Origin of the sequence: Mesorhizobium sp. M4A.F.Ca.ET.020.02.1.1 (genome assembly GCF_004022645.1) — a bacterium.
Taxonomy (GTDB): Bacteria; Pseudomonadota; Alphaproteobacteria; order Rhizobiales; family Rhizobiaceae; genus Mesorhizobium.
Window position 1 is genome coordinate 1 of record NZ_RZOI01000141.1, and the last position, 10,478, is coordinate 10,478.

General features: G+C 64.1%; 12 protein-coding genes. 3 read left to right on the forward strand and 9 right to left on the reverse strand.

Going from position 1 to position 10,478, the window contains the following annotated elements; genetic code table 11:
- Positions 1 to 28: 28 nt before the first annotated feature.
- The 4 genes from EN742_RS11990 to petA all read right to left on the reverse strand — a co-directional run bounded on the left by EN742_RS11990 (position 29) and on the right by petA (position 3,427).
- The gene (locus EN742_RS11990; protein ID WP_126058674.1) at positions 29 to 574 is read right to left on the reverse strand and encodes an adenine phosphoribosyltransferase; all 546 of its coding nucleotides are present in this window, start codon (positions 572 to 574) and stop codon (positions 29 to 31) included.
- A 96-nt stretch (positions 575 to 670) separates the two neighbouring features.
- A complete protein-coding gene (locus EN742_RS11995) occupies positions 671 to 1,525 on the reverse strand; it encodes a cytochrome c1 (RefSeq protein ID WP_127399830.1) in 855 nt (284 codons plus the stop codon).
- A 20-nt stretch (positions 1,526 to 1,545) separates the two neighbouring features.
- A complete protein-coding gene (locus tag EN742_RS12000) occupies positions 1,546 to 2,850 on the reverse strand; it encodes a cytochrome b N-terminal domain-containing protein (RefSeq protein ID WP_126058672.1) in 1,305 nt (434 codons plus the stop codon).
- 16 nt (positions 2,851 to 2,866) lie between these two features.
- Positions 2,867 to 3,427 carry a ubiquinol-cytochrome c reductase iron-sulfur subunit gene (petA, locus tag EN742_RS12005; protein WP_126058671.1) on the reverse strand — a complete coding sequence of 187 codons (561 nt, stop codon included), beginning with the start codon at positions 3,425 to 3,427 and terminating at the stop codon, positions 2,867 to 2,869.
- 313 nt (positions 3,428 to 3,740) lie between these two features.
- Here petA and EN742_RS12010 point away from each other — a divergent pair, with 313 nt between their 5' ends.
- On the forward strand, positions 3,741 to 4,085 hold the full coding sequence (locus EN742_RS12010; protein WP_126059383.1) for a cupin domain-containing protein: 345 nt from the start codon (positions 3,741 to 3,743) through the stop codon (positions 4,083 to 4,085).
- A 41-nt stretch (positions 4,086 to 4,126) separates the two neighbouring features.
- Here the strand turns inward: EN742_RS12010 and EN742_RS12015 are convergent, their stop codons facing one another.
- From EN742_RS12015 to EN742_RS12030, 4 genes are read right to left on the reverse strand one after another with little or no spacing between them, the layout of a single operon-like run.
- The gene (locus EN742_RS12015; protein ID WP_126058670.1) at positions 4,127 to 4,441 is read right to left on the reverse strand and encodes a DUF6665 family protein; all 315 of its coding nucleotides are present in this window, start codon (positions 4,439 to 4,441) and stop codon (positions 4,127 to 4,129) included.
- 8 nt (positions 4,442 to 4,449) lie between these two features.
- A complete protein-coding gene (locus tag EN742_RS12020; RefSeq protein ID WP_126058669.1) occupies positions 4,450 to 6,333 on the reverse strand; it encodes an ABC transporter ATP-binding protein in 1,884 nt (627 codons plus the stop codon).
- On the reverse strand, positions 6,330 to 8,210 hold the full coding sequence (locus EN742_RS12025) for an ABC transporter ATP-binding protein (RefSeq protein ID WP_127407386.1): 1,881 nt from the start codon (positions 8,208 to 8,210) through the stop codon (positions 6,330 to 6,332). The genes EN742_RS12020 and EN742_RS12025 overlap by 4 nt, the downstream gene beginning before the upstream one ends.
- Positions 8,211 to 8,235: 25 nt before the next feature.
- Complete coding sequence (locus tag EN742_RS12030; RefSeq protein ID WP_245492301.1) at positions 8,236 to 8,652, reverse strand: hypothetical protein; 417 nt, start codon at positions 8,650 to 8,652, stop codon at positions 8,236 to 8,238.
- A 461-nt stretch (positions 8,653 to 9,113) separates the two neighbouring features.
- On the opposite strand from EN742_RS12030, the gene EN742_RS12035 reads away from it, so the two are divergent.
- Positions 9,114 to 9,572, forward strand: coding sequence for a tRNA (cytidine(34)-2'-O)-methyltransferase (locus EN742_RS12035; protein WP_128332845.1), 459 nt, complete (start codon positions 9,114 to 9,116; stop codon positions 9,570 to 9,572).
- A 151-nt stretch (positions 9,573 to 9,723) separates the two neighbouring features.
- The gene (gene soxR / locus EN742_RS12040) at positions 9,724 to 10,167 is read left to right on the forward strand and encodes a redox-sensitive transcriptional activator SoxR (RefSeq protein WP_126058665.1); all 444 of its coding nucleotides are present in this window, start codon (positions 9,724 to 9,726) and stop codon (positions 10,165 to 10,167) included.
- A gap of 23 nt (positions 10,168 to 10,190) precedes the next feature.
- On the opposite strand, the gene EN742_RS12045 is transcribed toward soxR, so the two are convergent.
- Entirely contained in the window at positions 10,191 to 10,448 is a 258-nt protein-coding gene (locus EN742_RS12045) for a hypothetical protein (RefSeq protein ID WP_126058664.1), read from the reverse strand.
- Positions 10,449 to 10,478 lie beyond the last annotated feature (30 nt).

A 10,478-nucleotide genomic window follows, 5' to 3' on the forward strand; every position in this document is an offset into this window, starting at 1 on the left:
CTATTCACTATTCACTATTCACTATTCACTAGTGCCCCTCGAACCCGATCAGCGTCCTTACCGGCACACCGAGCGCTTCGAGCTTCTGGCGCCCGCCGAGGTCCGGCAGGTCGATGACGAAGCAGGCGGCGACGATGTCGGCGCCAATCTGGCGCAAAAGCTTCACCGCCGCCTCCGCCGTGCCGCCTGTGGCGATCAGGTCGTCGACCAGGATCACCTTCTCGCCCTCCGAAACGCCATCCTTGTGCATCTCCATCTCGTCCAGCCCGTATTCCAGGCTGTAGGCGACGCGCACCGTCTCGTAGGGCAGCTTGCCCTTCTTGCGGATCGGCACGAAGCCGGCAGATAGCTGATGGGCGACGGCGCCGCCGAGGATGAAGCCGCGCGCCTCGATGCCGGCGATCTTGTCGACCTTCAGCCCGACATAGGGATGCACCAGCTCGTCGATGGCGCGACGAAAGGCACGGGCATTGCCGAGCAAGGTGGTGATGTCGCGAAACAATATGCCCGGCTTCGGATAGTCGGGAATGGTGCGGATGGCCGCGAGCAGCGTTTCTTCGAGAGAGGATTTCATGGGCGGTTGATCCGTTGCCGTAGAGTTTTGCCGGCTAGAGCCGAAAAAGAAAAGGGCGCCGTCCGGCGCCCTCGCATTTTTCCGGCAAGTCCCGGCTCAGTGCGCCACGTCGGCCCATACCTTGCGCTTGGTCATGTAGACCAGGGCGCCGAACAACGCCAGGAACACCAGCACGCGGAAGCCGGTCTTCTTGCGGTCCTCCAGGTGCGGCTCGGCCGCCCACATCAGGAAGGCCGAGACGTCGCGCGAATACTGGTCCACCGTCTGCGGCGAGCCGTCGTCATAGGTCACTTGGCCGTCGGAGAGCGGCTTCGGCATCTTCAGCGACACGCCGGACAGGAAGTACGGGTTGTAGTGCGTACCCTCTGGAATCACCATGCCGGCCGGCGGCGTCTGGTCATAGCCGGTGAGCAACGAATGGATGTAGTCCGGGCCGCCCTGGGCGTACTGGGTGAAAATATCGAAGACGAAGCGCGGGAAGCCTCGCTCGACGCCGCGTGCCTTGGCCAGCAGCGACATGTCGGGCGGAGCGGCGCCGCCATTGGCCGAAGCGGCCGCCTGCTCGTTCGCGAACGGCGCCGGGAAGTGATCGGACGGCTTGCCAGGGCGGTCGAACATGTCGCCGGCATCGTTGGGACCGTCATGGATCGTGTATTCGGCGGCCAGCGTTTTCACCTGCGCGTCCGAATAGCCGAGCCCTTCCAGCGTGCGGAAGGCCACCAGGTTCATCGAATGGCAGGCCGAGCAGACTTCCTTGTAGACCTTCAGGCCACGCTGCAGCTGGGCCTTGTCATAGGTGCCGAATGGTCCGGCGAAGCTCCAGCTCATTTCCTTCGGTTCGTCGATCGGGAAATGTGTCGGTGCGGCCGCGTTGTGTTCCTCCTCGGCGATGGCCGCGGTGCCCGCGGCCAGCAAGCCAAGCAGAGCCAGCGAGGTGAGAATCTTTTTCATACCCAAATCCCCTTAGATTCTCAGCCCTTGGTTTCCGGCGCGGCGTTCGCGCCAGCCGGATGGCCGGCGCCGGCACCCTTGTTCTTCTCCAGCACCGCCTCGGTGATCGAGTTCGGCAGACGCCGCGGCGTCTCGATCAGGCCGAGCACCGGCAGCGCAACCAGGAAGAAGGCGAAGTAGAACAGCGTTGCCATCTGCGCCATGAAGACGTAGCTGCCTTCCGCCGGCTGCGAACCCAGCCAGCCGAGCAGGATGGCGTCGGCCACGAACAGCCAGAAGAACAGCTTGTACCAGGGTCGGTAGACCGCCGAGCGCACCTTGGAGGTGTCGAGCCAAGGCACCAGGAATAGCATGGCGATGGCGCCGAACATGCACAGCACGCCGCCGAGCTTGGAGTTGATCGGCCCGATATTGAAGGTGATGGCGCGCAGGATCGCGTAGAACGGCAGGAAGTACCATTCCGGAACGATGTGGGCCGGCGTCTTCAGCGGGTTGGCCACCGTGTAGTTGTCCGGGTGGCCGAGGAAATTCGGCAGGTAGAAGACGAAATAGGCGAAGACGAACAGGAACACGATCATGCCGAACGCGTCCTTGATGGTCGCGTAGGGCGTGAAGGCGACCGTGTCGGTCTTCGACTTGACCTCGATGCCGGTCGGGTTCGATTGCCCGACGACATGCAGTGCCCAGATATGCAGCACGACGACGCCGGCAATCATGAACGGCAAAAGGTAGTGCAGCGCGAAGAAGCGGTTCAGCGTCGGGTTGTCGACGGCAAAGCCGCCGAGCAGCAGCTCCTGGATCCAGTTTCCAACCAGCGGAATGGCGCTGAAGAAGCCGGTGATGACGGTGGCGCCCCAGAAGCTCATCTGCCCCCACGGCAGCACGTAGCCCATGAAGCCGGTGGCCATCATCAACAGGTAGATGATGCAGCCGAGGATCCACAGCAGCTCGCGCGGCGCCTTGTAGGAACCGTAATAGAGGCCGCGGAAGATGTGGATGTAGACGGCGACGAAGAAGAACGAGGCACCGTTGGAATGGAGATAGCGCAGCAGCCAGCCCGAATTCACGTCGCGCATGATCTTCTCGACCGAATCGAAGGCGAGAGTGGTGTCGGACGTGTAGTGCATCGCCAGAACGATGCCGGTCAGGATCTGCGACGCTAGCATGATCGACAGGATGCCGCCGAAGGTCCACATGTAGTTGAGGTTGCGCGGCACCGGATAGGCGACGAAGCTGTCATAGACCAGCCTGGGCAGCGGCATGCGGGCGTCGAACCAGCGTCCGATACCGGTCTTGGGCGTATAGGTCGAGTGTCCCTCGCTCATCGAAATATCCCCTGCCTCAACCGATAAGGATCTTGGTATCGGAAATGAACTTGAATACCGGCACCGCCATATTCTCGGGCGCCGGGCCTTTGCGGATGCGGCCGGCGGTGTCGTACACCGAGCCGTGGCACGGGCAGAACCAGCCGCCGAAATCGCCTTCCTGGCCGAGCGGGATGCAGCCGAGATGGGTGCAGACCTGGACCATGACCATCCAGGCTTCCTTGCCGGGCGTCGTGCGGTTGGCGTCGGTCGCCGGAGCGTCGGCCGGCAAATTGGCGTTACGGGCGATCGGGTCCTTCAGGTCGGCGAGATCGACGGCCTCCCCGTCCTTCATCTCCTTTTCGGTGCGGTTGCGCACCACGACCGGCTTGCCGCGCCACTTGACGACCAGCGACGAGCCCGGCGTCAGCGAGGAGACGTCCACTTCGACCGAGGCCAGCGCCAGTGTCGAGGCGTCGGGGCGCATCTGATCGATGAACGGCCATGCGACAGCCCCCGCGCCGACCACCGCGGCCATGCCGGTGGCGACATAGAGGAAATCACGACGGTTGGGATCGTGGGTATCGGTTGCGCTCACGGGTGCCTGATCCTTTCGCCTCTTCCGTGCCGGCGGCCGAGCCTTGTCCCCGCTCAATCGCGCCGGCCCGACAGCGCATGGCGAACAGGCTAGCGAATTCCTCCGGCATTTGGAGTTCGGTTTATGCGTGAAGCCAGTTTTTGTCCAGTCGGGTGAAGGCACAAGGTCAGATTGTCGCGGGGGCTAAATCCGGCGCCGGGTGGCACCGCGCCGAAGGATCGCCAACTGGCCGGAAACGGGGGGAAAAACAATGGCAAACCGGTGCCGCGCCTTTGCCTCGACAGCAGGCGCCGGCTCGGTCTATCCTGCCGTCATGGCGCATGTCATCGACCGCGACAAATGGGCCAGGATGCCCGACCGTTGGCAAGGCGAACTCGAGTGCGGCGCCTGGGGTTCCAACTCCTGCCTGATCTTCAACTTTCTGCCCGGCACCGGTGGCGGCCCGCGCCTGCACCGGCACCCGTACAGCGAGATATTCATTGTCCGCCAGGGCAGCGGCCTGTTCACGGTCGGCGACCGGGAGATCGAGGCATTCGCGGGCCAGATCCTGATCGTGCCGCCCAACACGCCGCACAAATTCACCAATCTCGGTCCCGGCCCGCTGGAGACCATCGATATCCACGAGAACGGCAGCTTCGTCACCGAGTGGCTGGAGTAGATCCCGAACCTCCTGTTCGGCAAGAGTCCCGAAGGCAGCGCCTATTTCGCGCCGAGCCTGACCAGAACCGCTCTCGGGATATTGTATTCGCGGATGACCGCATCGTGCTTGCGCAGGCCGCAGAGCTCGCGCTGGATGAAGTAGGCATGGACGGCCTCGGCGGCATCCTTGAGGAGCCGGGGCCGCCTTTCCTCATCGCCGCCATCCTCGCGCAGTCTCGCCAGCGTCTGCTCGACGCGCTGGCCGGCGCGGCCGAGCGCCGCCGCCTTCTCGGCGAGGATTTCGTGGCCGAGCAGGTCGAGCGCGTTGTCCTGCGCGCCCGCTCGTCCAAAATACGAAGGCATGCGAACCGACATTCCTCTTCCTACTCCGCCGGCCGCGTCTCTTCCAGCACGCTTTCCTCATTGAACAGGAAACCGCCGGACTGCCGCTTCCAGAGCCGCGCGTAAAGCCCGTCCAGCGCCACCAGCTCGTCATGCGTGCCCTGTTCGACGATGCGCCCGCCGTCGAGCACGACCAGCCGATCGAGCGCGGCGATCGTTGACAGGCGGTGCGCGATGGCTATCACGGTCTTGTCTTCCATCAGCCGCGCCAGGTTTTCCTGGATCGCCGCCTCGATGTCGGAATCGAGCGCCGACGTCGCTTCGTCCAGGATCAGGATCGGCGCATCCTTGAGGAAGACGCGAGCGATTGCCACACGCTGGCGCTGGCCGCCTGACAGCTTCACGCCGCGTTCGCCGACATAGGCTTCGTAGCCGGTGCGCTCGCGATTGTCGCGCAGGCCTGTGATGAACTCGTGTGCCTCGGCCTTCCGCGCCGCCGCGATCACTTGCGCCTCGGTCGCGTCCGGCATGCCGAGCTTGATGTTGTCGCGCAGCGAGCGATGGAACAAGGCCGTGTCCTGGCTGACCACGCCGATATTGGCGCGCAGCGAATTCTGTGTCACCTGCGCGATGTCCTGGCCGTCGATCAGGATCTTGCCGCCCTCGAGGTCGTAGAGGCGCAGGATCAGGTTGGCCAGCGTCGTCTTGCCTGCTCCCGATGGGCCAACCAGCCCGACCTTCTCGCCGGGCCTGACGACGAGGTCGATGCCGTCGAGCACGCCGGCCCCCTTGCCGTAGTGGAAGGTCACGTTCTTCACATCGATGCGGCCGCCGGCCACGATCAATTCCTTGGCCTCCGGCGCGTCGATGAGGCCGAGCGGCTGCGAGATCAACGCCTTGGAGTTCTCCAGCACACCGAGATTCCTGAGGATGCCGTTGAGCTGCATCATCACCCGGCCCAGTAGCATGTTGAGCCGCAAGACGAGCGAAAGCGTGAAGGCGACGGCGCCGACGGTGATCGAGCCTTCGACCCAGAGATAGATGGCAAAGCTGGCGATGGTGGTGATCATGACGCCCGACAGCGTCGTCAGCGCCATGCGCACGCCGGTCAGCCGGCGCGTGAACGGACGAAGCGCATCGAGATAGATGTCGAAGCCGCTCCGGATGTAGCGGTCGTCGCCATCGGCCGAAAACAGCTTCAGCGTCTGCACGTTGGAGTAGGAATCGACGATTCGGCCGTTGATCATCGAGCCGGCCTCGGCGGTGGCCTCGGCGTGCCTGCGGATCGCCGGCAGATAGCGCTTGGCCAGAAAGCCGAAGGCGGCGATCCAGATCACCACAAGCACTGCCAGCCTGAAATCGAGGCCGGCGACCAGCGCCAGCGTCGTCACCGTATAGACGATCATGAACCAGATGACCTCGATGAAGCTCTCCATCAGGTCGCCGGTCGCCTGGCCAGCCTGCCAGACCTTAGTGGCGATGCGGCCGGCGAAGTCGTTCTGGAAGAAGGCGTAGGACTGACGCGAGACATGGCGATGCGCCTGCCAGCGCACCAGATTGTAGAAGCCGGGCGTGATCGTCTGCTCGTCGACCAGTGCCGACAGGCCGACCACGGCCGTGCGTATGACAAGCACCACGGCGCCCATGAACAGGAGTTCAGGGCCGGCGGCGGTCCACAGCGCATGCCAGCTGCGCTCGCCGGGAAGCTGATCGAGGATGTCGACCAGCCGTCCGACGAAATAGAACAGCCCGGCCTCGACCAGTGGCGCGATGCCGCCAATGACCAGCATGGCGAAGAAGGCGAGCTTCGCCTGCCCGACATAGTGCCAGAGGAAGCCGCCGACACCCGCGGGTGGCCGAAGAGACGCAGGCTCGCGGAATGGATAGACCCAGTGCTCGAACCAGCGATAGACGGCTTGCATCATTCCGCGGCTTCACCCTTGGCAATAACGTCGTTGTCGGCCTCGGCCGGAGCCTCATCAAGCAGGAAACCGCCCGACTGGCGTTGCCAGAGCTGCGCGTAGAGCCCGCCCTTGGCGACGAGATCCTCGTGCGAACCCTCCTCGATGACGCGACCCTTGTCCATGACGACGAGCCTGTCCATCGCAGCGATAGTCGACAGCCGGTGCGCGATGGCGATGACGGTCTTGCCCTGCATCAGCCGGTAGAGGTTTTCCTGGATCGCGGCTTCGGCCTCGGAATCGAGCGCCGACGTCGCCTCGTCGAGGATGAGGATCGGCGCGTCCTTCAGCATGACGCGGGCAATGGCGATGCGCTGCCGCTGGCCGCCGGACAATTTGACGCCGCGGTCGCCGACATGGGCGTCGAAACCCGTGCGTCCGCTGGCGTCGATCAGCCCGCCGATGAAGTCGATCGCCTCGGCCCGCTCCGCCGCCTCGACCAGCATCTCATTGGTGGCATCCGGCCGGCCGTAGAGGATGTTCTCGCGCACCGAACGGTGCAGCAGCGAGGTGTCCTGCGTCACCATGCCGATCTGCGCGCGCAGCGAATCCTGTCTCACCGCAGCGATCTCCTGGCCGTCGATGAGGATCCTGCCGCTTTCCAAGTCGTAGAAGCGCAGGAGCAAGTTGACCAGCGTCGACTTGCCGGCGCCCGAGCGGCCGACGATGCCGACCTTCTCGCCCGGCCTCACGGTCAGCGACAGATTCTCGATGACGCCCTTTTGCTTGCCATAGTGGAAACGGATGTCCTCGAAGCGGATCTCGCCTTGGCTGACGGCGATGTCCTTGGCGTCCGGCCTGTCATCGACCAGGCGCGGCAGCGAGATCGACGCGATGCCGTCCTGCACCGTACCGATATTCTCGAACAGGCCCGACATCTCCCACATGATCCATTGCGACATGCCCCACATGCGCAGCACCAGGCCGATCACCACGGCGACCGCACCGATCGTCACCGCCTGGCCGAGCCACAGCCACAGCGACAGCGTGGTGACCGAGAACAGGAGCAGCGCGTTGAGGATGTAGAGCAGGCCGTAGAGCACCGTCACCAGCCGCATCGACCGGTAGACCGTCTCGAGAAAGCCCGTCATGCCCTCCTTGGCGAAGGACGCTTCGCGGCGCGCATGGGAAAACAGCTTCACCGTCTGGATGTTGGTGTAGCTGTCGACGACGCGGCCGGTCATGGTCGAGCGCGCATTGGCCTGCTCCTCGCCGACCTTGCCGAGCCGCGGGATGAAATAGCGTAGCAGCCCGATATAGCCGACCAGCCAGATAGCGAGCGGCGTCGCCAGCCGCCAGTCGGCCGAACCGACGATGAACAGCATGCCAAGGAAGTAGACGATGACGTAGTTGAGCACGTCGATGAGCTTGATGACGCACTCGCGCACGGCGAGCGCCGTCTGCATCAGCTTGGTGGCGATGCGGCCGGCGAACTCGTCCTGATAGAAGGTCATCGACTGCTTCAGCAGGTAGCGGTGCACCTGCCAGCGGATGCGCATGGGATAGTTGCCCATCAGCGTCTGCTGGTTAAGAAGCGAGTGGAACCACACGGTGCCCGGCAGCGCGAACAGCACGACGAAGGCCATGCCTGCGAGCTTCCAGCTCTCGGTCTGCAGGAAGGTCTCGCGATTTTGCCCCGAGAGCCAGTCGACGATGCGGCCCATAAAGCCGAACATCCACACTTCGGCGACGGCAATCGCCGTCACCAGGAGCGCGTCGAGGATGATGTAGGGCCAGGCGCCGCGCGTGTAGTGCACGCAGAAGGCGACCAGCGTCTTGGGCGGTTCGACCGGCTCCGCGGCCGGGAACGGATCGAGCTTGTTTTCAAACCAGCGGAACATTGCAGGCACTCGACTGTCTATGCGCTCACGCGGCGCGGGATTGATGGACAAGCTTGCTCGACCGTGCAGCGCCGCGGGCCGGCGATGCAGAATCATCTGCATCGCCGGCCCTGCTTCGCGCTATATAGGGTGTCGCGGGCTTTTCGCCGACAGGCTCAGCCGACGATCCTGACGCCCCAGAGTTTGCGGACGAAAAACTGGCACCTGCCCGGCTTTTCGCGCCGGGCCGGATCAGCCTGATGAGGCGGCGCACCAGCGAAGGCCGGCTGTGATCGGGCACGGCGCGTGAGAAGTCGACGTCCGGCAGCATGCCGCGATGCGGACGCCGGCGCGTCTCGGCGTGCACTGCCGACGAGTAGGTCTCGCCGACCAGCAGCGCCCAGGTCGCCATTCTGCGCTCGTGCAGGTTTCTTGAGCCGGGTATTTTGTAGGGATCGAACATCGGTCCATCCTCCATGTGCAAATGCGATAAAAAGGGTGACGCAACATCGACCTCCGGCATTCGGCCGAAGGGGCCGGGTACGTCGGTGCGCGCAGCGTCGGTCCGGACATGACGGCAGGCGTCAGTCAGAGCACGGTCAGGTGGGGCGTCAGGCCCCTTTGGGCGTTTGAAAAACATCGCAGGATTCCTTCGAGAGCCGAAAACTGGGTTCGGCGGGAATCGGAGCGATCAAGTCTTAGAGAGTCAGGAGAATCGTCGTACCGAAACCGCCGCGGGGCGCATAAGCCCCCAGGAGGGGCGCTGGTTGTGCATGGTCATCATGAATTCCCCCTCCATCGGTTCGGGTTGACGATGAAAGGCGTATACTCGACTTCGCAGAAAATGGCCACCCGCCAGTCCAGCAATCTGCGAAACCTGGAAATCCCTGTGGCCGATCTGCCACTTATTAGAAAGACGCGGAAATGAACGACCGTCTCCGCATCGCGCTCTACCAGCCTGACATCGCCGGCAACACCGGAACGATCCTGCGCTTCGCCGCTTGCCTCGGCCTTGGTGTCGACATCATCGAGCCGGCAGGCTTCCCGCTCTCCGACCGGGCGCTGAAACGGGCCGGCATGGACTACCTCGAAATGGCTGATCTGACCCGGCATGTCGACTGGCACGCCTTCGAGCAATGGCGCGCGGGCGACGCGCGGCGGCTGGTGCTGCTCACCACCAAAGCCGCTGCCGCCTATACGGACTTTGCCTTTGCCGATGGAGACGTCCTGCTTTTCGGTCGCGAATCCGCAGGCGTGCCGGATCCGGTCCATCACGCTGCGGATGCGCGACTGACCATCCCGCTGCGGCCAGGCGCGCGCAGCATCAACGTCGCGCTGTCTGTCGCCATGGTCGCGGGCGAAGCGATCCGCCAGCTCGGATAGGATCCGCAATCCGCCATCCCTGCCATCGCCGACGGCGGTGGTTTCTCCAGTCAGTCTCGCCCAGGCGCACATTGCCTTCTCCTGCATTTGCCCGATCAGGATTTCTTCGCTACAAGCTCAACCTAACTTGAGGTCAAGCGGAAAGTGGGAGATGGCTCCAGCAACGGAACTGACGGTCGGCCAGGTGGCCATGCGCAGCGGCGTGGCTGTATCGGCGCTGCATTTCTACGAGACGCGCGGACTGATCCGCAGCCACCGCACGGCGGGCAACCAGCGGCGCTACGGCCGCGACGTGCTGCGGCGCGTGGCGATCATCCGCGTCGCCCAGGAAGTCGGCATCTCGCTGGCCGAAATCGCCACGGCGCTGCAATCCCTGCCCGAGGGCCGCACGCCGACGCGCGAGGATTGGAATCTACTTTCGACGGCTTGGCGCAACGGGCTCGACCACAAGATCAACCAGCTGAAGAAGCTGCGCGACGGCCTGAGCGACTGCATCGGCTGCGGCTGCATGTCGATCGACAGATGCCCGCTCAGGAACAAGGAAGACCGGCTGGCGCGGGAGGGCACCGGAGCGCGAAGGCTGATAGCGCGCTGATCACCCCACTGGGGCCGCCACTCTCAATCCGCCGCCGGCAGCCGCCTTATCGTGAATTCGATGACGTCGCCTGGCCGCTCGAACCAGCTTTCGATCTCGGTCCAGTAGGCCTGCTTGGGGAAGCGCTCGAACCATTCCTTGGCCTTCAGGCGGGCGTCCGAACGCGGCAGGATGAAGGTCTCGCGCAGGAAGCCGTCGCGCGGCATGCGCTCGCGCTCGGCGCGCGAGCGGTCGAGCCTTTTCTTCAAGCCATCCAGCGGCGGTCTTGCCGGGGTGCGCACGAAGGAACTCCTTGCACCGTGGTCGGGACT

Excerpts from the sequence above, each read along its gene's own strand:
- EN742_RS11990 (WP_126058674.1), bottom strand. The coding sequence starts at position 574 with ATGAAATCCTCTCTCGAAGAAACGCTGCTCGCGGCCATCCGCACCATT.
- EN742_RS11995 (WP_127399830.1), bottom strand. The coding sequence starts at position 1,525 with ATGAAAAAGATTCTCACCTCGCTGGCTCTGCTTGGCTTGCTGGCCGCG.
- EN742_RS12000 (WP_126058672.1), bottom strand. The coding sequence starts at position 2,850 with ATGAGCGAGGGACACTCGACCTATACGCCCAAGACCGGTATCGGACGC.
- EN742_RS12010 (WP_126059383.1), top strand. The coding sequence starts at position 3,741 with ATGGCGCATGTCATCGACCGCGACAAATGGGCCAGGATGCCCGACCGT.
- EN742_RS12015 (WP_126058670.1), bottom strand. The coding sequence starts at position 4,441 with ATGTCGGTTCGCATGCCTTCGTATTTTGGACGAGCGGGCGCGCAGGAC.
- EN742_RS12020 (WP_126058669.1), bottom strand. The coding sequence starts at position 6,333 with ATGATGCAAGCCGTCTATCGCTGGTTCGAGCACTGGGTCTATCCATTC.
- EN742_RS12025 (WP_127407386.1), bottom strand. The coding sequence starts at position 8,210 with ATGTTCCGCTGGTTTGAAAACAAGCTCGATCCGTTCCCGGCCGCGGAG.
- EN742_RS12030 (WP_245492301.1), bottom strand. The coding sequence starts at position 8,652 with ATGTTCGATCCCTACAAAATACCCGGCTCAAGAAACCTGCACGAGCGC.
- EN742_RS12035 (WP_128332845.1), top strand. The coding sequence starts at position 9,114 with ATGAACGACCGTCTCCGCATCGCGCTCTACCAGCCTGACATCGCCGGC.
- soxR (WP_126058665.1), top strand. The coding sequence starts at position 9,724 with ATGGCTCCAGCAACGGAACTGACGGTCGGCCAGGTGGCCATGCGCAGC.